The following is a 22,872-nucleotide window of genomic DNA, read 5'->3' as shown; positions in this document are numbered from 1 at the left end:
ATAAATTTGCTGTCAGTTTCCTGTACGAACTGCGGCTAGGGCGTGGGCGCCCCAGCCGTCGCAGGGTCGCTATTCAAACCGCAGGATCACCCGCCGGTTGTGCTTGCTCTTCTTCTCGATTTTTTCGCAGAACACCCGGCCGATCTCCTCGGTATTGGTCACGTGGGTGCCGCCACAGGGCTGGATGTCGATACCGGCAATCTCGATCACCCGCACCGAACCCTGGATGACCGGCGGCGCCACCGCCTGGGTGCGTGTGATCTGCAGCAGGGTGGAATACTCCGAGGCGGGCATGGACAAGGTCTTGACCTGATGGGCCTGCTGGATCAGTGCGTTGAGGTCGCGGGTTATGGTCTCTTTGTCGAGGGTCATTTCCGGCAGGTCGAAATCCAGGCGGCCCTTATCAACGCCGATGCTGCAACCGGTCACCGGCGCGTCGATGATCGAGCACAGCAGGTGCAGGCAGGTGTGCATTTTCATGTGCTGGTAGCGGCGTTCCCAGTCCAGGCTGGCGTCTACCTGTACCCCGGCAGCCAGTTGTTCGGGGCAGTGTTCCACCTGGTGCCAGATGATCGAGCGCAGCACCGGGTCGCGCACGGTGCCGGTGATGTCTACGCGGCTGCCGTCGGGCAGGGTGAAGTGCCCGGTGTCGCCCGGTTGGCCGCCGCCGGTGGGGTAGAACAGTGTGTGCTCAAGGGCGATGCCTTGTTCGCTGACGGCAATCACCCGCGCACTGAATGCATTCTGGTAAGGCGCGCTGTCGAACAGCGCGAGGGTTTCCATGGTGTGCACAGACATGTTCAACCTCCGACGATCAGTGGGCTGGCTTGCAGCAGGCGACGAACCATCGCGCTCAAGCCAGGGGGAGATAGCAGGGTGATTTCAAATTCGGGCCCGCTCACTTTCAGGTTCAGTGGCAGGCGCGGCGGGTAGGCCGTGGTTTCGATGTGCCGCAGGCGGAACTGCAAGTGATGGCGTTCCTTGACCGTTGGCTCCAGCAGCAGGCCGGGCAGGGGATGGAAGTCGGCGTCCAGCACCGTCACCTTGTGGCTGGCGTTGACTTCCCCGACCACGTGCAGGCGTTCATCGAGGGCAAACGCGCCGAGGTAGTTGCTGTGGTCCGACTCGTCGTTTTTCTGCAACTGGATCTGGTTGACTACCTTGACCTTGGTGCCGGCCGGCACGTCCTGGGTGATCACGCAGGAGGGGCTGATAAACACGTTGTCGCCGATCAGCACATAACCCAGCACCCGCGCGCCCGAGCCAACCTCCACGTTGTTGCCCAGGCGTGGGTGGCGCTTGCCGTCCGGGTTGTTGGCGATACCCCGGGCGCCGAGGGTCACGCCGCAGAGGATGTAGCAGTCGTTGCCGATCTCGCAGGTTTCACCGATGACCGTGCCGTAACCGTGGTCCAGCACAAAGCGCCGGCCGATTCGGGCGGCCGGGTGAATCTCGGCGCCCGACAAAATCTTGCCCTGGTTGCTCAGTTTCAGGGCGATGGCGCAAAACACACCGTTGTGCGTGTCCGGGAAGTTCCACACCAGGTGAGCCAGTCGGTAATACAACACCGCCTTGAACGAGGCGTAGGACTCCAGGATCAGCTCCCCACGCCCACGGGACGCGGGGTCGCGCCAGGCATAGGCGATCAGGTCTTCGGCCACTGCCTGGGCTGCCGCCTGGACCAGCGTCGCAAGATGCTCCTCCAGTTGCTTCAACTGCGCGGGCGTAAGCGTAGTGATGAGGTGGGTGAGCAACTCATCGTGCAGTTGTTGCATGTCGATAAAGCCCCCCATGGAGGCACCCCCGCAATAGTTGTTATTCAAAACAGGGCAAATAACTGTCGGCACTGTCGTAGACCATGGTCAGCACCACGGTGTCGGTTGGCAGCTCCGGCGCGAGCTTGGCGATGGCCACCATGTTGGCGGCCGAGGACAACCCGAGGCTGATGGCGTCGGTGCGCATGATGCGTTTGATCATGTCGATACACTCCTGGCGCGACACCTTGAGCATCCCGTCGATAATCGCGACGTTGAGGATGCTCGGGATCAGCCCGATGGACAGGCCCTGGATATGGTGCGAGGCGTGGCGGTCGTTGAGCAGGTCGCATTCTTCCGGCTCCACGCCCATCACGCGGATTGCCGGCCAGGTGCTTTTGAGGGTTTCGCCGATGCCGGTGATATGGCCACCGGTGCCGATGCCGCTGACAAAGTAGTCGACCCGCCGCTCACCGAAGGCGCGGATGATTTCCCGTGCGGTGGTGTCGCGGTGGGTTTGCGGGTTGGCGCCGTTGCGCTGCTGGTTGAGCATTACGTAGCTGGGGTTCTCCAGCTGCAGTTCCATGCACTTTTCGCCGTGGGAATTGTTGCCCTGGCGGCTGTCCGACAGCACCACTTTGGCGCCGTACAGGCGCAGCAGTTTCTGCTTCTCGGGGCTGTAGTTGTCGGGGATCACCAGCACCACTTTGTAGCCCAGCACGTTGCCGGCCATCACCAGGCCGATGCCGGTGTTGCCGCCGCTGGGCTCGATGACGGTTTGCCCTGAGCCACGGATCAGAATGCCCCGGCGCTCGGCGTCGAGGATCATGCCCAGGGCGATGCGCGCCTTGTGGCTGCCGCCGGGGTTGAGGGATTCCAGCTTGGCGTAGACCTCGATGCCGAGGTCCTCGGAAAACTGTTCCAGGCGCACGATGGGCGTTTGGCCAATGGCGTCGAGTATCGAGTTATGCAACATCAAGTAAGAACCCATGGCCGCTGATCAGTACAAAGGCATGTCGGGTTCGACGTCGCGAACCCAGTGTTTCATGCCACCTTGCAGCACTTTGGTGTTGGCGAATCCGGCGGCCAGCAAGGTACTGGCGGCTTGCTCCGCGCGGGTACCGGCGTAGCAGATCAGGTAGTGCGTGTTGTCTCGGCTGAGGTTGGCGAGCTGCCCGTCGAGTTCGGCCAGCGGGATGTGCACCACCCCCGGCAGCTTGCACACTTCCAGTTCGCTGGCATCGCGCACATCCAGCAGCACGTCGGCCTTGCTGTGTTGTTCGAGCAGTTGCTTGAGCACCCTGGGCTTGATGTAGCGCTCTTCTGCCAGCGATGGGGTGCTTGGCATGGCATCGGCGCACACGGCCGGGGCGATGGTTTGGCTGTGACGCAGTTCGGAGCAACAAGGGCAATCGGCACGACGCTTGAAGCGAATCTCGCTGAACTTCATGGCCAGCGCATCAAAGCGCATCAGCCGCCCGGACAGCGGTTCGCCGATGCCGATCAACAGCTTGATGGCCTCGGTGGCCTGGATCATCCCGACCACGCCGGGCAATACACCGATGACACCGCCGGCGCTGCAATTGGGTGCCAGTTCTGCCGGGGGTGCATGGGGGAACAGGCAGCGGTAGCACGGCCCACCTTTATAGTTGAGTACGCTGATCTGCCCGTCAAAGCGGTAGATGGCGCCGTACACCAATGGTTTGCCCAATTGCACGCAGGCGTCGTTGACGAGGTAGCGGGTTTCGAAATTGTCGGTGCCGTCGATCACCAGGTCGTAGTCGCCCACCAGGTCCAGGGCGTTGTCGGTGTTGAAGGCGGTGTCGTAGGTGTTGATCTGGATGTGACTGTTGAGGTCCTGCAAGCGCTGCTTGGCGGACTCGACCTTGGGCATGCCCAGGGTGCTGTTGCCGTGGACGATCTGGCGTTGCAGGTTGCTGCTTTCCACCACGTCGAAATCCACCAGCCCGAGGGTGCCGATGCCGGCCGCCGCCAGGTACAGGCTGATGGGCGAACCAAGGCCGCCGGTGCCGATGATCAATACCCGGGCTTTCTTCAGGTTCAGTTGGCCTTCGCGGCCGACGCCGGGCAGGGTGATGTGGCGCACGTAGCGCTGCACTTCTTCGTTACTCAGTGACTCGACATCGATACCGCCAGAGGTCGCCAGCAATACTTCGATTTTCGCCGCCTCGGGCAACCGGTCGTTGGCGTCGATCAGCTCCTCCTCGGCGGTAAACAGGAAGTGTTCCTTGAGCTGGTTATTTTCGTAGAGCAGGTGCGCGCGCAACTGCGGGTGCTCGGTGCAGAGGTTTTCAATGACTTCGCGCAATGTCGATCCGGCACCCTCGAGCGTCGATGCTGGCAGCTTGGCCACGCGGACCAGGATGTCGGGGAAAGAGACAGCGTTCATGCACAACTCCGTTTGCAGGTCGTTGAAGGGGTTTTGGGCGAAGCGCTTGCCATCCCAGGCAAACAGCTTGGAACCTTGGGTGTTGCCCTGGCGAACATCCACCACCAGGTAGCTCACGGGGTAGATCGGCTCGCCCATGAAGAGGGCCTTGTCCTGGTCTTCGTCGCTGAAATACGCGCCGACGTCAGGGTGGGAGTGGTAGATCACCACCACCGGGTTATCACTGCGAAATGCCTTGTTCATCATCAGCGTGTCGGCCACTGAAAAGGTGTAGCCGTTGGCTGCGCTGCGTGAATACATCTCGGGGTTTTTGCTATGCAACTCATTCTGGATATTGCTGCCCAGGTGCACGCGGCCATCGGCGAAGACGAAGCCGCAGCATTCCTCGGGATAGCTGCGGTCGGCGTGGGCGTAAATTTGCTCCAGGGCGCTTGGGCTCAGGACCTTCATCTCAGTTTTTCTTCGCCAGGAGTTTCTCGATGGGCAGCTTGGTGATGGCAAAACCGGCCAGCAGGATCGCCGAATACATCATCAGGTCCTTGGAAATCTGCAGGCCTTCGTACCAGGCGCCGATGATCACCGCGAACACCGGGAAGATGATGAACACGAACGACAAAATGATCGGGCTCAGGCGCTTGAGCAGCATGAAATACACGATAAACCCGCCCACCGAGGCCACCAGCCCGAGGTAGAACAGCGCACTCCAGGAGCGCAGGGTGATGTCTTCGAAGGTCGGGGTTTCAAAGAAAAGCCCGGCGACAAACAGCATCAGCCCGGCGATGCCGATGGGCAGGGTGTTGTAGGTGATCACGCTGATGGCGCTGCCTTGTTTCTTGGTAATCACGTAGCACAAGGCATGCATGATCGCGGCGGCCAGGATCGCCAGCACCCCGAAGAATTCGGCATGGTCCAGGTGCAGGCCCTGGCTCTTGATGATCATGTACAGGCTGCCGAAACCGATGGCGATACCCACCACCTGCGAAAAGTAGATGCGCTCACGCAAGAACAGCGCAGAAAAAATCAGGATAAACACCGGCATGCAGCTGAACAGCAGCGCGGTAAGGCCGGACGAGACATGCATCTCGCCGTAGTTGAGCAGGTAGTACGGAACGCTGAAGTAGGAAAGCGTCACGAATACGAAGAACCAGCGGCTTTCCCGGGGAAACAGGATCGGCTCGCGGCGCACCCAGGCGAAACACAGGAACAGCGGAAACGCGATCAAAAACCGCAGCCCGGCAGAGGTCAGCGGCGGTACGCTCTCTACGGCAATCTTGATCCCAAGCCAGGTGGTGCCCCAGCTCAGGCAGACAATCAGAAACATCACGCTGGTAATCAGCCCACCCAACCACTGCTTGTGAGTTTTTGTTTTTTCAGCGTTTTCTAGAACGGCGGACATTGGCATCGTGACATTGCTTCCATGAGACCGAATTGACCTCTATATTGAGTGCCTTGATTCGGTGATTGAACCCGTAAAAGCACACTATTAGGGCGAATGATGGCTGTCAAAACAAATATTGACATGGTGTCAATTATGCGAGAAGGACTCTCCAGCGGGCAGGGCGTGAAGTACAAACGCCTGTCCGATGTCATGGAGCGGGGCATCCTTGAAGGCTTGATTGAACCGGGAAGAAAACTGCCGCCCCATCGGGTGCTTTCCGACAATCTGGGGGTGACCATTGGCACTATCAGCCGGGCCTACGGTGAGCTGGAGCGGCTGGGGCTGGTGGTCGCGCGGGTCGGTGACGGCACCTTCGTACGCAAGCGTGGGATGGAGCGCCAGCGGGATGAGGGTTTTCGCAACTTCAGCGACGAGCCGCGCCAATACTTCGATATGAGCCGCAACATGCATATCCCGGGGCAGGAGACCACGTTCCTGGCCCAGAGCTTCCAGACGCTGGCCACCAATGCCAAGTTCTTGCAGGACATCAGTGCCTACACCCCGGATGCTGGCCTGCCGCGCTACCGTGCGGCGGGTGCGCAGTGGCTGGTGCAGCGGGATTTCCACCCGATTCCCGAGCAGGTGATTTGCGTGAACGGCGGCCAGCACGGGCTGCTCTGTGCATTGATGGCGCTGTTGCGCGCCGGAGACACGGTGGTGACCGAGCAGTTGACCTATCCGGGGCTGATCACCGCCGCGCGGATGCTGGGGATACGCCTGATTGGCCTGGAAATGGATGAAGAAGGCTTGCTGCCGAGCGCGCTGGATGAAGTCTGTCGCAATCACCGGGTGTCGGCGTTGTATTGCACGCCGACTATCCAGAATCCTACGACGGCGGTGCTGTCGGTCGCGCGCCGTGAGGCGTTGGTCAAGGTGTGCCGTGAACACAACCTGCTGATTCTGGAGGACGAGGCCCACGGCGTGCTGGTGGAGGATCGTCCGCCGCCCCTGAGCCATTTCGCCCCGGAGCGTACGATTCTGATCAGCAGCCTGAGCAAGGCGGTATCGGCGGGGTTGCGTGTTGGTTATGTGCACGCGCCGCCGGCGTTGGTCAGCCGAATTTCTGCGGCCTTGCGCTCGACCTGCTGGATGGCGACCCCGGTCACCCTGGAACTGGCCACGCAATGGATCGAAAACGGCACGGCAGAGCACTTGCTGCACCAGCAGATCCAGGAAATCAGCCGGCGCAAGGCGTTGGTTGAAGGGTTGTTGATTGGGTTGGAGTACCGCACCCACTTAAATAGCCCGCACTTCTGGATCGAAGTCCCGGAGCCCTGGCGCGCGTCGGAAATCGAGGCGGAGTTAAAGCAGAACAATTACCTGATCGCCACCGCCGAGGCGTTTGCGGTGGGGCAGACGGCAGTGCCGCAGTTTATCCGGGCGAGCATCTGCAACACGTCGGGGGATGATCAGTTGTTGCTGGCAGGGTTTGATGCGCTGGCGACGGCGCTGGGGCAGGGCGGGGGTAGGTTTCACCTGTGAACCCAACGGCTTGTTGTGAACTTGACCCCTGTGGCGAGGGAGCTTGCTCCCGCTGGGCTGCGAAGCAGCCCCAAGGCCATTCACCGGTTGGTGTCAGTTAAATACCAGTCGTCTGGTTTGCGACTGCTGCGCAGTCGAGCGGGAGCAAGCTCCCTCGCCACAGAAGCTCCCTCGCCACACAAGCACCTTGGCCAGCGAGAGTATTTACTTGAACCGCCGCTCCACGCCTTTCTCTACCAGAATCTTCGCCGAAATCTCTTCCACCGAAAAATGCGTGGAATTGATGTGCGCAATATTCTCCCGGCGGAACAGATTTTCTACTTCCCGCACTTCAAATTCGCACTGCGCATAGCTGGAGTAACGGCTGTTGGGCTTGCGCTCATTGCGAATCGCCGTCAGGCGGTCCGGGTCAATGGTCAGCCCGAACAGCTTGTGTTGGTGCGCGCGCAGCGCGGCGGGCAGCGTCAGGTGCTCCATGTCGTCTTCGGTCAGCGGGTAGTTGGCCGCCCGAATCCCGAATTGCATGGCCATATAAAGGCAGGTCGGTGTTTTGCCGCAGCGGGACACGCCCACCAGGATCAAATCGGCCTTGTCGTAGTAGTGCGTGCGGGCGCCGTCGTCGTTGTCGAGGGCGAAGTTCACCGCCTCGATCCGCTCCATATAGTTGGAATTGTGGCCAATGGAGTGAGATTTTCCGACGGAGTATGACGAATGTTCACTTAACTCTTGTTCCAGCGGCGCCAGGAAGGTAGAGAAGATGTCGATCATGAAACCATTGGAAGTCGCGAGGATCTCACGAATGTCCTGATTGACGATGGTGTCGAAAATGATCGGGCGAAATCCGTCTTTTTCGGCGGCCAGATTGATTTGTTGTACCATGGCTCGCGCTTTATCCACGCTGTCGATATAGGGTCGCGTGAATTTGCTGAAGGTAATGTTTTCGAACTGCGCCAGCAGGCTTTGACCCAGGGTTTCGGCTGTAATGCCGGTGCCGTCGGAGATAAAGAAAGCAGATCGTTTCATTTGAGCCTTGGGCCTTAAGCTGATGACGAATCTTGGATATGATAGGCGCGATTTTGCCGTCCCGCAGTGGGCCGCATTCTCACTTATTTTCCAGGTCCAGGCCACAAACGCCGGTAACCGCTCCTACTGAGCCACCGGCGTCCTGAGCTTTTCCAACACAGAAAGTGGAGAGATCACCTTGGTAGAGTACGTAGTTTCCCTCGATAAGCTCGGCGTCCATGATGTAGAGCATGTGGGGGGCAAGAACGCATCCCTCGGCGAGATGATCAGTAATCTTGCAGGCGCTGGTGTCTCGGTGCCCGGTGGTTTTGCCACCACGGCCCAGGCTTACCGCGATTTCCTCGAACTGAGCGGCCTCAACGACCAGATCCACGCTGCCCTGGATGCCTTGGACGTCGATGACGTCAACGCCCTGGCCAAGACCGGCGCCCAGATCCGCCAATGGATCATGGAAGCCGAGTTCCCCGAGAAGCTCAACGCCGAGATCCGCACCGCGTTTGCCGCGCTGTCGGCCGGTAACCCGGACATGGCCGTCGCCGTGCGCTCTTCGGCCACCGCCGAAGACCTGCCAGACGCTTCCTTTGCCGGCCAGCAAGAAACCTTCCTGAACATCCGCGGCGTAGAAAACGTGATCCGCGCGGCCAAGGAAGTGTTTGCCTCGCTGTTCAACGACCGCGCCATTTCCTACCGTGTACACCAGGGTTTCGACCACAAGCTGGTGGCCTTGTCTGCCGGTGTGCAGCGCATGGTGCGTTCGGAAACCGGCACGGCCGGCGTGATGTTCACCCTGGACACCGAATCGGGCTTTCGCGATGTGGTGTTCATCACCGGTGCCTACGGCCTCGGCGAAACCGTCGTACAAGGCGCGGTGAACCCGGACGAATTCTACGTCCACAAACACACCCTTGAAGCCGGCCGCCCGGCCATCCTGCGCCGCAACTTGGGCAGCAAGGCAATCAAGATGATCTACGGCGACGAGGCCAAGGCCGGTCGCTCGGTAAAAACCGTTGATGTCGACAAGGCCGAGCGCGCGCGTTTCTGCCTGAGCGACGCCGAAGTCAGCGAACTGGCCAAGCAGGCGATGATCATCGAGAAGCACTACAAGTGCCCGATGGACATCGAATGGGCCAAGGACGGTGACGACGGCAAGCTGTACATCGTCCAGGCCCGCCCTGAAACCGTGAAGAGCCGCACCTCGGCCAACGTCATGGAACGCTACCTGCTCAAGGAAACCGGCACCGTGCTGGTGGAAGGCCGTGCCATCGGCCAGCGCATTGGCGCCGGCAAGGTGCGGATCATCAAAGACGTGTCCGAGATGGACAAGGTCCAGCCAGGTGACGTGTTGGTTTCCGACATGACCGACCCGGACTGGGAACCGGTGATGAAACGCGCCAGCGCCATTGTCACCAACCGTGGTGGGCGTACGTGCCACGCGGCGATCATCGCCCGTGAACTCGGGATCCCAGCGGTTGTGGGTTGCGGCAACGCCACCCAACTGTTGAAAGACGGCCAGGGCGTGACCGTGTCCTGCGCTGAAGGCGACACCGGTTTTATCTTCGAAGGTGAGCTGGGCTTCGACATCAAGCAAAACTCCATCGACGCCATGCCAGACCTGCCGTTCAAGATCATGATGAACGTCGGCAACCCGGACCGTGCCTTCGATTTCGCGCAGTTGCCGAACGCCGGTGTGGGCCTGGCCCGCCTGGAATTCATCATCAACCGCATGATCGGCGTGCACCCCAAGGCCTTGCTGAACTACGACGGCCTGCCGCCGGACATCAAGGACAGCGTCGACAAGCGCATTGCCGGCTACAACGACCCGGTGGGTTTCTACGTCGAGAAGCTGGTGGAAGGCATCAGCACCCTGGCGGCGGCGTTCTACCCGAAAAAGGTCATCGTGCGGCTGTCGGACTTCAAGTCCAACGAATACGCGAACCTGATCGGCGGCAAGCTCTACGAGCCGGAAGAAGAAAACCCGATGCTGGGCTTCCGGGGCGCCTCGCGTTATATCAGCGAAGCTTTCCGCGACTGCTTTGAGCTGGAATGCCGTGCCCTCAAGCGCGTGCGCAACGAGATGGGCCTGACCAACGTCGAAATCATGGTGCCGTTCGTGCGCACCCTGGGTGAGGCGAGCCAGGTTGTGGACCTGCTGGCCGAAAACGGCCTGTCCCGTGGCGAGAACGGTTTGCGCGTCATCATGATGTGCGAGCTGCCGTCCAATGCCATCCTGGCCGAGGAGTTCCTGGAATTCTTCGACGGCTTCTCCATCGGCTCCAATGACCTGACCCAGCTGACCCTGGGCCTGGACCGCGACTCGGGGATCATCGCCCACCTGTTCGACGAGCGTAACCCTGCGGTCAAGAAGCTGTTGGCCAACGCCATCCAGGCGTGCAACAAGGCTGGCAAGTACATCGGCATCTGCGGCCAAGGCCCTTCCGATCACCCGGACCTGGCCAAATGGCTGATGGAACAGGGCATCGAAAGCGTCTCGCTGAACCCCGATTCTGTACTGGAAACCTGGTTCTTCCTGGCTGAAGGCCAAGCCCCGGCGTAAGACGCAACACCCCAAAGTGCCGGTCAACCCTGCGGTTGGCCGGCATTTCTCATTCTGTACAGGGCGGAACTCCTTCCGGACGCCGCCCTTTTTTGTGCAAGAGCATTATGCAAAGCAGCAGCAACCTGTTTCCCGTCGCCCTGATCAGCGCTGAACGTCGTGGCGACCTGAGTGAAGATGTGTACCGGCTGAAACCCGGTAACAGCCCCGACGGCACTGTCGAGCTGGCCGTGACGCGCCTGGGCCTGGCCGATGTCCCGGAAAACCGGGGCGTGCCGGTGGTTTTGTTGCATGGCAGTTTCTCCAATCGGCGCTTCTGGTATTCGCCCAAGGGTATCGGCCTGGGCGCTTACCTGGCGCGTGAAGGGTTCGACGTCTGGATCCCGGAAATGCGCGGCCACGGGCTGTCGCGGCGTAACCACGACTACGCCAAAAACCGCGTCGCCGACTATGCTCGCTACGACTTGCCGGCCATTGCCGCCTTTGTGCGCGAGCAAAGCGGGCAGGTACCCCACTGGATCGGGCATTCCCTGGGTGGCATCACCTTGGCTGCAGCCCTGGGTGGGCAGCACCTTGGCGCGCCGGCAGTGGCCTCGGTGGCGCTGTTTGGCTGCCAGGTCAGCCGCAGCCATTGGCCGTTGAAACTGCCACCAGTGGAATGGACCGGTCGCCTGCTCCTGAAGCGTTTCGGCCAATTGTCGGGCCCGCGGTTCAAGCGCGGCCCAGAGGACGAGCCGGCGGGCGTGTTGATCGAAGCCATGCGCTGGAACGGCCTGTTCGGCCGTTTTGGCGAAGGGAAGCAGGATTGGTGGAAGGGCCTGGCAGCGGTCGACGTGCCGCTGTTGGCGGTGAGCGCTGCCGGCGATCACCAAGACCCGGATTGGGCCTGTCGCAAACTCTTCGAGCAAGTCGGCTCCGAGCATCGCCAGTACCTGTGCCTGGGGCGCCAGCAAGGGTTCAGCGGGGATTTCGGGCATGTCGAGATGCTCGTCAGCAAGGCCGCCCAGGCGCAAGTCTGGCCATTGGTGACGCGCTGGCTGAAACACCCGCTCACACCTTTGACGGGGGCGGAGTCGCGGGAGCTTGAGGCCGTTTGACCGCAAGGCTCTAACAGGGGCGTTTCGCTTGGTTGGCGTAGCGGATAAGATACGACGCGTCGGGTGCTTCTGGTCATATTCAGTCGCGCAGTGGGTATTGCGTTGCTGCCCGTGGGGCCGGATTATTCGACCCGGATTAAAGAAGCTTCATGGCAAAGCGTTTCCAGATGTAAGTAAACAGTGGGATGTTCGACACCTTCCTTCACCTACAGGAGTTTCTCGATGAACCATTACCTTACCCCCGACCTGTGTGACGCCTACCCGGAGCTGGTGCAGGTGGTTGAGCCGATGTTCAGCAATTTTGGCGGCCGAGACTCCTTTGGTGGCGAGATCGTGACCATCAAGTGCTTTGAAGACAATTCCCTGGTCAAGGAGCAAGCCGAGCTCAATGGCGCCGGCAAGGTGCTGGTGGTTGACGGTGGTGGTTCCCTGCGCCGCGCGTTGCTGGGCGACATGATCGCCGAGAAAGCCGCAAAAAACGGCTGGGAAGGGCTGGTCATCTACGGCTGCATCCGCGATGTGGACGTGATCGCCCAAACCGACCTCGGCGTGCAGGCCCTGGCCAGCCACCCGATGAAAACTGACAAGCGCGGTATTGGCGACTTGAACGTGGCGGTCACATTCGCCGGCGTGACCTTTCGCCCGGGTGAGTATGTGTACGCCGACAATAATGGTGTCATCGTCTCCCCCAGCCCGCTGAAAATGCCTGAATAAACAGCAGTAGCCGACAGGGGTGAGGATGTTCGAGGAAGAAAACGCGCAGTGGGGGCTGGTGCATGCCCTGGTGCTGGACGGTAAAGGTGGCGCGCGTTCGATTGCCCGGACAGAGCTTGATGAGCTGCAACTGCGGCCTCAGGAAAGCCTGTGGCTGCACTGGGATCGCAGCCATCCCCAAACCCAGACCTGGTTGCGCACATCCAGCGGCTTAAGCGAGTTCGCCTGTGACTTGCTGCTGGAGGAGAACACCCGCCCACGCCTGTTGCCGCTGCCGGATGCCGAGCTGCTGCTGTTTTTGCGCGGGGTTAACCTTAACCCCGGTGCCGAGCCGGAGGACATGGTCTCGGTGCGGATCTTCGCCTCGGCGGCCCGCGTGATTTCCCTGCGTTTGCGCCCATTGCGCGCCACCGATGAGTTGCTGGTGCAACTGGCAGATGGCAAAGGGCCGAAAACCGCCTCGGAACTGGTCCTTTATATGGCGCAGTACCTGACCAACAAGGTTCAGGATCTGGTCAGCGACCTGTCGGAAATTGTCGATATCGAAGAAGAAAAACTGGATGCCGACGAACGGTATACTCCGGAGCATGGCAGCGTTTTGCAGATCCGCCGACGCGCCGCCGGGCTGAAACGTTTCCTGTCGCCGCAGCGGGATATTTTCGCGCAGTTGACCCGGATCAAGTTGCCCTGGTTCTGTGACGACGATGCTGACTACTGGAACGAATTGAACAACAGCCTGACCCGTTACCTGGAAGAGCTGGAATTGGCCCGGGAGCGCGTGGGGCTTGTGCTTGAGACTGAAGACCGGCGCTTGAGCCTGCGTATGAACCGCACGATGTACCGCTTTGGGATCATCACCGGAATCTTTCTGCCGATGAGTTTTTTGACCGGTTTGCTGGGGATCAATGTGGGCGGTATTCCGTTCTCTTCCAGCCCTTATGGGTTCTTGATCGCCTGCCTGATGATGGTCTCGGTGGCCGTCGGCCAATGGTGGTTGTTCCGACGTTTACGTTGGGTCTGACCTGAATGTGACCTGAACGTGGAAACAGGTCATGTGACCTGAAGAATTTTACCCTCGTCTTTTAAATCACTTGCGAGAGGTCCTTATGCACGATCCGTTCGAACAGTCTTTGCGTGACATGCTCAATGCCTCGTCCTCCAACCGGGATGACGATGCGTGCCTGGGTCGCGTATTAAAAACCGCCAACCGCCAGGTTGGGGCGGGAGACCTGTTCGGCCTGCTCGGTCGTTGGTTGCCGGCGTTGATGATGGCCCTGAACAATGGTTCGGCCCATGTTTCACCGGTTTCCCGTCGTAAACCTCTTGCTCGCACTGCTGATAAGGCTGAATGAATATGGAACTTGATCTCTGGACCCAGAGTCTTGTAGCTGCAATGACTGCGTTGTGGACCAAGGTGGCGAATTTCATTCCCAACCTGTTTGGTGCACTGGTGGTGGTACTGCTGGGTTTTGTCGTGGCCAAGCTGCTCGACACCCTGCTCTCCAAATTGCTGGCTAAACTGGGCCTTGATCGCTTGATGGGTGGCACCGGCCTGACCAAGATCCTGGGGCGCGCGGGGCTGCAAGTACCGATCTCGACATTGATCGGGAAGATCGTTTATTGGTTTGTTTTGCTGATTTTTCTGGTTTCTGCGGCTGAATCCCTTGGACTTGAGCGAGTTTCAGCTACGCTCGACATGCTGGCGCTGTATTTGCCGAAGGTATTCGGCGGCGCGCTGGTACTGCTGGTAGGGGTTTTGCTGGCGCAACTGGCCAATGGCCTGGTGCGTGGCGCGGCTGAAGGGGTAGGGCTGGATTATGCCGGCGGCTTAGGGCGAATCGCCCAGGGGCTGGTCATTATCATCAGTATTTCGGTCGCGATCAGCCAGTTGGAGGTCAAGACTGACCTGCTGAACCACGTGATTGTGATTGTTTTGATTACCGTTGGTCTGGCTGTTGCGCTGGCCATGGGACTGGGAAGCCGGGAAATTGCCGGGCAGATTCTTGCGGGAATCTATGTGCGTGAGTTGTATCAGGTTGGGCAACAAGTGCGTGTGGGCGAGGTCGAAGGGCAGATCGAGGAGATCGGCACGGTCAAGACGACAGTGCTGACTGACGATGGCGAACTGGTGTCGCTTTCGAACCGGATCTTGCTGGAACAGCATGTGACTAGCCGCTAACCCGGCGAATCCTGCTAATGTACGCCGCCGCAATCCTGGGTATCCAGGCTGTAGCGGACATTGACCTGACTGTCGGCACGACTTGTTTTGAATAAAGCCCAAACGCTGTCCACGCGCTATGACCCCCGTGAGCTCTCTGATGAGGAGTTGGTCGCGCGCGCGCACACGGAGCTGTTTCACGTAACACGCGCGTACGAAGAATTGATGCGCAGGTATCAACGCACTCTGTTCAACGTTTGTTCAAGGTATTTAGGGAACGATAGAGATGCGGATGATGTCTGTCAGGAAGTGATGCTCAAGGTGCTGTACGGCCTGAAGAACTTCGAGGGCAAATCGAAGTTCAAGACATGGCTTTATAGCATCACGTACAACGAGTGCATCACGCAGTATCGGAAGGAACGGCGAAAGCGTCGCTTGATGGACGCTTTGAGTCTGGACCCCCTTGAGGAAGCGTCTGAAGAAAAGGCGCCGGCACCCGAGGAAAAGGGCGGACTCGATCGCTGGCTGGTGTATGTGAATCCGATTGACCGTGAAATTCTGGTGCTACGATTTGTCGCAGAGCTGGAATTTCAGGAAATCGCTGACATCATGCACATGGGTTTGAGTGCTACAAAAATGCGTTACAAACGTGCTCTAGATAAATTACGTGAGAAATTTGCGGGCAGTACTGAAACTTAGTGCGTGGCAAATATCTCTTACGTGTAGGCAAGTTCTGTTAGACTTGTCGCCGAGTTGTCCCCCGGTATGTGGGACTGCTTTACAATCACCAGATGGGGATTTAACGGATGAAACTGAAAAACACCTTGGGCTTGGCCATTGGTACTCTTATTGCCGCTACTTCTTTCGGCGTTCTGGCACAAGGCCAAGGCGCAGTTGAAGGCGAGCTGTTCTACAAGAAGCAGTACAACGATAGCGTCAAGAATATCGAAGACGGCTTCAATCCAGGCGCTCGCATCGGTTACTTCCTGACCGACGACCTGTCGTTGAACTTGTCCTACGACAAAACCAACCACACCCGTTCGAACAACGGTACTGGCAACCAGAAGATCGGCGGCGACACTGGTAGCATCACTGCCCAGTATCACTTCGGTCAGGCTGGCGTTGATTCGCTGCGTCCATACGTAGAAGGTGGTTTCGGTCACCAGAGCCGTAGCAACGTAGAAGACGACGGCCACAAAGGTCGCGATCAATCGACTCTGGCTATCGCTGGCGCCGGTGTGAAGTACTACTTCACCAACAACCTGTACGCTCGTGCCGGTGTTGAAGCTGACTACGCAATCGACAACGGCAAGTGGGATTACTCCGCACTGGTCGGCCTGGGCGTAAACTTCGGCGGTAACGCTGGCGCAGCAGCTCCAGCTCCTACCCCAGCACCAGCACCAGCTCCAGAGCCAGTTCCAGAGCCAGAAGCTCCGGTTGCTCAGGTTGTTCGTGTTGAGCTGGACGTGAAGTTCGACTTCGACAAGTCGGTTGTTAAGCCTAACAGCTACGGCGACGTGAAAAACCTCGCTGACTTCATGAAACAGTACCCACAAACCACCACCGTTGTTGAAGGTCACACTGACTCCGTCGGTCCTGACGCTTACAACCAGAAGCTGTCCCAGCGTCGTGCTGACGCTGTTAAGCAAGTCCTGGTCAAAGACGGTATCGCTCCTAACCGTGTAAGCTCGGTTGGTTATGGCAAATCCCGCCCAGTTGCTGACAACGCAACTGAAGCTGGCCGTGCTATCAACCGTCGCGTAGAAGCATCGGTAGAAGCTCAAGCAGCTCAGTAATTACTGAGTTGTAGAAAAAAGCCCGGCTTAGGCCGGGCTTTTTTTCGTCTGGAATTTGCCTCAGGCCTGGAGGCTGGCCAAGGCGTCGACCGCCTGTGTCGCTTGGGCAACCCGGCCAATCACCAGAATCGCCGGGCTCTTCAAGGCGAAGTCCTGGGCATCTTCCTGCATCCGCAAAAGGCTGCTGCGGCATTCACGCTGTTGTGGCAACGAGGCGTTTTCGATCATCGCCACCGGCATGTCATCGCTCATGCCGCCCTCCAGCAACTGCTGGCGAATCTCTCCCAGCTTCGCCACCCCCATATAGATCACCAGCGTCGTGCCGCCCTCGGCCAGCGCCCGCCAATTGAGGCTGCTGTCGTCCTGGGTGTGGGCGGTGACCAGTGTTACGCCACGGCTGATACCGCGCAGCGTCAGCGGGATGTCACAATTCGTTGCCCCTGCCAGCCCTGCAGTAATGCCGTTGACCAACTCCACCTCCACCCCTCGTAGCCTGAGCCACGCCGCCTCTTCGCCACCACGACCAAAAATGCATGGATCGCCGCCCTTGAGCCTTACCACGCACTTGCCTTGCCGGGCATAGCGCAACATCAGGCGGTGGATAAATGCCTGCGGCGTGGAGCGACAGCCGCCGCGTTTACCCACCGTAATCAGCCGTGCCGAAGGGCAATGTTCCAGCAGCGCCGGGTTGACCAGATCATCGGTCAGCACCACATCGGCTTCCCGCAGGGCCCGTACCGCCTTGAGCGTCAGCAGCTCCGGATCGCCGGGGCCCGCGCCTACCAACCAGACTTTTGCGCTCATGTTCTTCCCTCACACCGTGATCGCGATTGGCTGCGTGCCGCTCGCCAATAGCCGTTTGATTTCCGGCACACAGGAGCCGCATTGCGTGCCGCAACCCAGTTCCTGCTTCAGCCCATTCAGGTCCAGGCCCCGGGCAATGCCGGCGCACACCGCGCTTTCGCTGACGTTCTTGCAGTTGCACAACGTCTTGTTACTGGTCGAGCCGCCCCCCGGCGGCGCACTCAATGGCGCCAGCAGCCAGCGGCGCAGTTGGTCATCGGTTCGACCTTCCAGCCACAAGCTTTGCAACCAGTGGCGAGCCAGGGTTTCGCCAGCCAGTCGGATCGCGGTAATACGGCCCTTTTCAATTTTTACCCGCTTGCCAATGGAGCGGCGCGGGTCGTCATAAGCCATGACCGGACCGTCATTGAGGCCCAGCAACTGGTCAATTTGCTTAAGCAGCTCAAGCGCGGGAGCCTCGTGATGCGCCGCACGAATCAGCAGGGCGGGCCGCTCACGCCCGGTCAGGCTCAGGCTGACGTAGGCAAAGCCCTCACACAGCGGTCGCAAGGCTTCAAAGTGTTGCTGCACATCGCCTTCAATCAGCGCAAACAAATGCCAGGGCAATTGCACCGGCTCCAGCCGCACGCCGCTGTGTTTGAGTTCCGGCTGCTTGGACAGCGGGTCGAACGCCGGTTGGGTGAGTGCATTCACGCCGCCTTTGAGAAAGCGGTCACCCCAATGCATCGGCAGGAATGCCTCGCCGGGACGTACGCTTTCATCGCTGCCGACGGCGACAATCACACTGCCGCGCCGGCTTTTCAGGCTGATCAGGTCGCCTTCCTTCAAACGATGCCGGCGCAGTTCATCCGGGTGCAAACTGAGCAGTGCTTCACTGACATGCCCAAACAGCTGCGCAGCAGTTCCGGTGCGGCTCATGCCATGCCATTGGTCCCGCAGGCGGCCGGTGATTAGGGTGAGTGGGAAACGCGCATCACGCTGCTCCTTGGCGGCGCGATAAGGGTCGGCCACAAAGTGCGCGCGGCCAGTCTCGGTAGGAAACACTCCGTCGGTGTACAGGCGGGGGGTGCCATTCACTGCATTGGTCGGAAATGGCCATTGCTGTGGGCCGATCCGGTCCAGCAGGGCGTGGCTGATACCCGACAGGTCCAGGTCGCGCCCACGGGTCAGCAGTTTGTATTCATCAAAGATCTGCGCCGGTTGCTCAAAGTCAAAAAGACCCGGTTTTCCGGGACAAAGGCGTTGCTCCAGGCGCTGGGCAAAATCTACGGTAATTGCCCAGTCCGGCCGCGCTTCCCCAGGTGGGACGATGGCCTGTCGAACATGGGAAATGCGCCGTTCAGAGTTGGTGACCGTGCCTTCTTTCTCACCCCAGCTCGCCGCCGGCAGCAACAGGTCGGCGAAACGCGCAGTTTCGGTTGTACGAAAGGCCTCCTGTAGCACCACGAACGGACATGCCTCCAGGGCAAGGCGCACGGTGTTCTGGTCGGGCAGGGATTGGGCCGGGTTGGTGCAGGCGATCCACAGGGCCTTGATCTTGCCCGCCTGCATCTGTTCAAACAATTCGATGGCGGTCAGCCCGGTGTTGGCCGGCAGTTGTTCAACCCCCCAATAGGCGGCCACTTGTGCCCGATGTTCGGGGTTGGCGGCCTCACGATGCCCAGGCAGCAGGTTCGACAAACTGCCGGTTTCCCGCCCACCCATGGCATTCGGCTGACCCGTCAGGGAGAACGGTCCGCAGCCGGCGCGGCCAATGGTGCCAGTCGCCAGGTGCAGGTTGATCAAGGCGCTGTTCTTCGCGCTGCCTGCGGTGGACTGGTTAAGTCCCATGCACCACAACGACAGGAAGCTCGCCGAGGTGCCGACCCATTCCGCGCACAGCCGCAGTTGCTCGACACTGATCCCGCACAACTGCGTGACCATTTGCGGTGTGTAGTCGTGAACCAGGCGTTTCAGCTCTGCCAGTCCGTCGGTGTGGGCCTGGATAAACGCGCGATCAATCCAGTCTTCCCACAGCAACAGGTGCAAGATCCCATGGAACAACGCGACATCTGTACCCGGCAAAATCGCCAAGTGCAGGTCCGCCAGGTCGCAAGTGTCGGTGCGCCGGGGGTCAATTACCATCACCTTCATCTGTGGTCGACGGGCTTTGGCTTCCTCCAGGCGCCGGAACAATACCGGATGGGCGTAGGCCATGTTGCTGCCGACGATCATCACGCAGTCACTCGACTCCAGGTCCTCATAGCTGCACGGCGGCGCGTCGGCCCCCAGGCTGCGTTTGTAGCCAACCACCGCCGAAGACATGCACAGCCGCGAGTTGCTATCGATGTTATTGGTGCCCACCAGCGCCCGCGCCAGTTTGTTGAAACTGTAGTAATCCTCCGTCAGCAACTGCCCGGAGATATAAAACGCCACGCTGTCCGGCCCATGTTCGGCGATGGTCTCGGCAAACACGTTGGCCGCGTGCTCCAGCGCGGTGTCCCAGTCGGTGCGGGTGCGGGCCAGGCCCTTGCCCAGCCGCAGTTCCGGGTACAGCGCGCGGGCCGTGAGGTCGCCGGTCAGGTGCAGGCTGGTACCCTTGCTGCACAGCTTGCCGAAGTTCGCCGGGTGACTCGGGTCGCCACTGACGCCGAGGATCTGCGAGCCATCATGCTCGATCAGCACGCCGCAACCGACCCCGCAGTAGCAGCAGGTAGACGCGGTGGTCTGGCGGTTCATCAACCGGCGTCCCGCAGCGCCAACATCACCCGGCCGTTCTCCACGCGCGCCGGGTGGTGATGGGCGCAGCCGACGTCCGGCGCCTGGGCTTCACCGGATTCCAGGTCGATCTGCCAGTTGTGCAGCGGGCAGGCCACGCGTTTGCCGTAGATCAAGCCTTGGGACAGCGGGCCACCCTTGTGCGGGCAGCGGTCGTCGAGGGCGAACACTTCGTCGTCACTGGTACGAAAAATCGCAATATCGCCTTTTGGCCCGGTGATGATGCGCGAGCCCAGGGCGTTGATGTCTTCGAGGGCGCAGATATCCAGCCAGTTCATGCCGGCACCTCCAACAGTTTGACGGGAATGGTGTCGAATTCCTTTTTCAGCAGCGGTTGTTCCAGGCGTTCTTTCCATGGGTCTTGTTCGAATGACAGGGAGAATTGCAGGCGTTCATTCAGCGCCTGGCGCCGTGCCGGGTCTTCCAGTACGGCTTTCTTGATGTGCTCCATGCCCACCCGTTGCAAGTAATGCACGGTGCGCTCCAGGTAGAAGGCTTCTTCCCGGTACAGCTGTAGGAACGCGCCGTTGTATTCGCGCACTTCTTCAGCGGTTTTCAACTTCACGAAAAACTCGGCGACCTCGGTCTTGATCCCGCCGTTACCGCCGATGTACATCTCCCAGCCGGAATCGACGCCGATAATTCCCACGTCCTTGATCCCAGCTTCCGAGCAGTTACGCGGGCAACCGGACACCGCCAGCTTGACCTTGTGCGGCGACCACATATTGAACAAGTCATGCTCCAGCTCGATCCCCAGTTGCGTGGAATTTTGCGTCCCAAAGCGGCAGAACTCGCTGCCGACGCAGGTCTTCACGGTGCGGATGGATTTGCCGTAGGCATGCCCGGACGGCATATCGAGGTCTTTCCATACGCCGGGCAAGTCCTGCTTCTTGATACCCAGCAAGTCGATGCGCTGCCCGCCGGTGACTTTGACCATCGGCACGTTGTACTTGTCGGCCACATCGGCGATGCGCCGCAGCTCCGACGGATTGGTCACACCGCCCCACATCCTCGGGACTACCGAGTAGGTGCCGTCTTTCTGAATATTGGCGTGAGCCCGCTCGTTGATCAGGCGCGATTGCGGGTCGTCTTTTGCCTCCCCGGGCCAGGTGGAAATCAGGTAGTAATTCAGCGCTGGGCGGCAGGTGGCGCAGCCGTTCGGGGTGCGCCAGTTCAGGTAACTCATGGTGCCGGCGATGGTCAGCAGGTGCTGATCGCGGATGGCCTGGCGGATCTGCCCGTGGTTGAGATCGCTGCAGCCGCAGATGGCTTTTTCGCTTTTCGGTTTGACGTCTGCTGCGCCGCCCACGGTGTTGATCAGGATCTGTTCCACCAACCCTGCGCACGAACCACAGGAACTGGCGGCCTTGGTGTGCTTCTTCACGTCGTCGACGCTGAACAGCCCGTGTTCCTGAATCGCCTTGACGATGGTGCCTTTGCACACGCCGTTGCAGCCGCAGACTTCGGCGGTGTCAGCCATGCTCATGGCTTTGTCCTGGCCCTGATGGCCTACGTCGCCGATGGCGTTTTCACCGAACATCAGGTGGTCGCGGATCTCGCCGATCGCGTGGTTCTCACGGATTTGCCGGAAATACCAACCGCCATCAGCGGTGTCGCCGTACAGGCAGGCGCCGACGAGGATGTCGTCCTTGATCACCAGCTTTTTGTAGACGCCACCAATCGGGTCGGACAGGGTGATGGTCTCGGTGCCTTCGCCGCCCATGAAGTCCCCGGCGGAGAACAGGTCGATGCCGGTGACTTTCAATTTGGTCGAGGTCACCGAGCCCTGGTAGCGTGCGAAGCCTAGCTGCGCCAGGTGATTGGCGCAGACCTTGGCCTGTTCGAACAGCGGCGCGACCAGGCCGTAGGCGATCCCGCGATGGCTGGCGCATTCGCCGATGGCATAGATGCGCGGGTCATAGGTTTGCAGGGTGTCGTTGACCAGAATCCCACGGTTGCACGGGATGCCGGATTTTTCTGCGAGTTCGGTGTTGGGGCGGATACCGGCGGCCATCACCACCAGGTCTGCCGGGATCACATCGCCATTTTTGAATTGCACCGAACCCACGCGGCCATTGCCCGCGTCATGCAGCGCCTGGGTTTGTTCCTGCAGGCGGAACACCAGGCCACGGCTCTCCAGTTCGGTTTGCAGCAGTTGGCCGCTGGTCTTGTCCAGTTGTCGCTCCAACAGCCACTCGCCGATATGCACCACGGTCACGTGCATGCCGCGCAGCATCAGGCCGTTGGCGGCCTCCAGGCCCAGCAGGCCACCGCCGATCACCACGGCGTGCTTGTGGGTCTTGGCGGTGTCGATCATGGCCTGGGTGTCGGCGATGTCGCGGTAGCCGATCACACCCTGCAACGTATTGCCGGGGATTGGCAGGATAAACGGCGTAGAGCCGGTGGCGATCAGCAGGCGATCGTATTCGGCCTCGCTGCCGTCTTCGGCGATGACTTTGCGTTTTACCCGGTCGATCTGCACCACTTTGCGGTTGAGCAACAGCTTGATGTGGTTATCGAGGTACCAGCTCAAATCGTTGAGCACGATCTCTTCGAAGGTCTGCTCACCGGCCAGCACCGGCGACAGCAGAATGCGGTTGTAGTTGGTGTGGGGCTCGGCGCCGAAGACGGTGATGTCGTACAGGTCGCTGCTCAGTTTGAGCAATTCTTCAAGGGTGCGAACCCCGGCCATGCCGTTGCCGATCATCACCAGTTTGAGTTTCTTCATGTCGTTCTCCGCAATGGCTCGACAAATCGTGCGCAACAAAAAAAGGCGTCCCCGCTAGGTAAGTAGCGAGGACGCCTTTGTCCTGGTCCCGTTCTCTCGGGAAGCTCGACCTTCGACGTTGAAGGTGCGGCTATATGTGTGTTGATGGGAAAGCTAA

19 protein-coding genes are annotated in these 22,872 nt (G+C 59.9%); 9 read left to right on the top strand and 10 right to left on the bottom strand.

Annotation, left to right across the window (positions count from 1 at the left end):
* Positions 1 to 69 precede the first annotated feature (69 nt).
* From ACZRN6_RS01780 to ACZRN6_RS01760, 5 genes are read right to left on the bottom strand one after another with little or no spacing between them, the layout of a single operon-like run.
* The gene (locus tag ACZRN6_RS01780) at positions 70 to 798 is read right to left on the bottom strand and encodes an alanyl-tRNA editing protein (protein WP_322143895.1); all 729 of its coding nucleotides are present in this window, start codon (positions 796 to 798) and stop codon (positions 70 to 72) included.
* Positions 799 to 800: 2 nt separating this feature from the next.
* A complete protein-coding gene (locus ACZRN6_RS01775; RefSeq protein WP_464007077.1) occupies positions 801 to 1,793 on the bottom strand; it encodes a serine O-acetyltransferase in 993 nt (330 codons plus the stop codon).
* Positions 1,794 to 1,815: 22 nt separating this feature from the next.
* Positions 1,816 to 2,730, bottom strand: coding sequence for a PLP-dependent cysteine synthase family protein (locus ACZRN6_RS01770; protein ID WP_464007164.1), 915 nt, complete (start codon positions 2,728 to 2,730; stop codon positions 1,816 to 1,818).
* 24 nt (positions 2,731 to 2,754) lie between these two features.
* On the bottom strand, positions 2,755 to 4,614 hold the full coding sequence (gene moeB / locus ACZRN6_RS01765) for a molybdopterin-synthase adenylyltransferase MoeB (RefSeq protein ID WP_464007076.1): 1,860 nt from the start codon (positions 4,612 to 4,614) through the stop codon (positions 2,755 to 2,757).
* Between the two features lies 1 nt (position 4,615).
* Positions 4,616 to 5,560, bottom strand: a complete 945-nt coding sequence (locus tag ACZRN6_RS01760) for a DMT family transporter (protein WP_416152064.1) — start codon at positions 5,558 to 5,560, stop codon at positions 4,616 to 4,618.
* 99 nt (positions 5,561 to 5,659) lie between these two features.
* On the opposite strand from ACZRN6_RS01760, the gene ACZRN6_RS01755 reads away from it, so the two are divergent.
* On the top strand, positions 5,660 to 7,084 hold the full coding sequence (locus ACZRN6_RS01755) for an aminotransferase-like domain-containing protein (RefSeq protein WP_416152065.1): 1,425 nt from the start codon (positions 5,660 to 5,662) through the stop codon (positions 7,082 to 7,084).
* Positions 7,085 to 7,288: 204 nt separating this feature from the next.
* Here ACZRN6_RS01755 and ppsR read toward each other — a convergent pair whose 3' ends face one another.
* Positions 7,289 to 8,107, bottom strand: coding sequence for a posphoenolpyruvate synthetase regulatory kinase/phosphorylase PpsR (gene ppsR, locus ACZRN6_RS01750; protein WP_010176424.1), 819 nt, complete (start codon positions 8,105 to 8,107; stop codon positions 7,289 to 7,291).
* A 178-nt stretch (positions 8,108 to 8,285) separates the two neighbouring features.
* On the opposite strand from ppsR, the gene ppsA reads away from it, so the two are divergent.
* The 8 genes from ppsA to ACZRN6_RS01710 all read left to right on the top strand — a co-directional run bounded on the left by ppsA (position 8,286) and on the right by ACZRN6_RS01710 (position 16,426).
* Positions 8,286 to 10,661 (top strand): phosphoenolpyruvate synthase, encoded by a 2,376-nt coding sequence (gene ppsA, locus ACZRN6_RS01745; RefSeq protein WP_322143899.1) that lies wholly within the window; start codon positions 8,286 to 8,288, stop codon positions 10,659 to 10,661.
* A 107-nt stretch (positions 10,662 to 10,768) separates the two neighbouring features.
* Complete coding sequence (locus tag ACZRN6_RS01740; protein ID WP_464007075.1) at positions 10,769 to 11,758, top strand: alpha/beta fold hydrolase; 990 nt, start codon at positions 10,769 to 10,771, stop codon at positions 11,756 to 11,758.
* 222 nt (positions 11,759 to 11,980) lie between these two features.
* Positions 11,981 to 12,472, top strand: coding sequence for a ribonuclease E activity regulator RraA (gene rraA / locus ACZRN6_RS01735; protein WP_003215007.1), 492 nt, complete (start codon positions 11,981 to 11,983; stop codon positions 12,470 to 12,472).
* Positions 12,473 to 12,497: 25 nt separating this feature from the next.
* Positions 12,498 to 13,493 (top strand): zinc transporter ZntB, encoded by a 996-nt coding sequence (locus tag ACZRN6_RS01730; protein ID WP_322143901.1) that lies wholly within the window; start codon positions 12,498 to 12,500, stop codon positions 13,491 to 13,493.
* 85 nt (positions 13,494 to 13,578) lie between these two features.
* Positions 13,579 to 13,824: a CrfX protein gene (locus tag ACZRN6_RS01725; protein ID WP_322143902.1), complete on the top strand. Its 246-nt coding sequence runs from the start codon at positions 13,579 to 13,581 to the stop codon at positions 13,822 to 13,824.
* 2 nt (positions 13,825 to 13,826) lie between these two features.
* A complete protein-coding gene (locus tag ACZRN6_RS01720; protein WP_322143903.1) occupies positions 13,827 to 14,651 on the top strand; it encodes a mechanosensitive ion channel family protein in 825 nt (274 codons plus the stop codon).
* Positions 14,652 to 14,738: 87 nt separating this feature from the next.
* The gene (sigX, locus tag ACZRN6_RS01715; protein ID WP_322143904.1) at positions 14,739 to 15,329 is read left to right on the top strand and encodes an RNA polymerase sigma factor SigX; all 591 of its coding nucleotides are present in this window, start codon (positions 14,739 to 14,741) and stop codon (positions 15,327 to 15,329) included.
* A gap of 107 nt (positions 15,330 to 15,436) precedes the next feature.
* Positions 15,437 to 16,426 (top strand): OmpA family protein, encoded by a 990-nt coding sequence (locus ACZRN6_RS01710; protein ID WP_464007074.1) that lies wholly within the window; start codon positions 15,437 to 15,439, stop codon positions 16,424 to 16,426.
* 60 nt (positions 16,427 to 16,486) lie between these two features.
* Here the strand turns inward: ACZRN6_RS01710 and cobA are convergent, their stop codons facing one another.
* From cobA to nirB, 4 genes are read right to left on the bottom strand one after another with little or no spacing between them, the layout of a single operon-like run.
* Entirely contained in the window at positions 16,487 to 17,230 is a 744-nt protein-coding gene (gene cobA, locus ACZRN6_RS01705) for a uroporphyrinogen-III C-methyltransferase (protein ID WP_464007073.1), read from the bottom strand.
* A 9-nt stretch (positions 17,231 to 17,239) separates the two neighbouring features.
* A complete protein-coding gene (locus ACZRN6_RS01700) occupies positions 17,240 to 19,948 on the bottom strand; it encodes a nitrate reductase (protein WP_464007072.1) in 2,709 nt (902 codons plus the stop codon).
* Positions 19,948 to 20,265 carry a nitrite reductase small subunit NirD gene (gene nirD, locus ACZRN6_RS01695; RefSeq protein ID WP_464007071.1) on the bottom strand — a complete coding sequence of 106 codons (318 nt, stop codon included), beginning with the start codon at positions 20,263 to 20,265 and terminating at the stop codon, positions 19,948 to 19,950. Before nirD ends, ACZRN6_RS01700 begins: the two co-directional genes overlap by 1 nt.
* On the bottom strand, positions 20,262 to 22,715 hold the full coding sequence (gene nirB / locus ACZRN6_RS01690; protein WP_464007070.1) for a nitrite reductase large subunit NirB: 2,454 nt from the start codon (positions 22,713 to 22,715) through the stop codon (positions 20,262 to 20,264). The genes nirD and nirB overlap by 4 nt, the downstream gene beginning before the upstream one ends.
* Positions 22,716 to 22,872 lie beyond the last annotated feature (157 nt).

The sequence above is a fragment of the Pseudomonas sp. A125 genome, from assembly GCF_055409485.1.
This window is presented reverse-complemented; position numbering and strand designations above follow the sequence as displayed.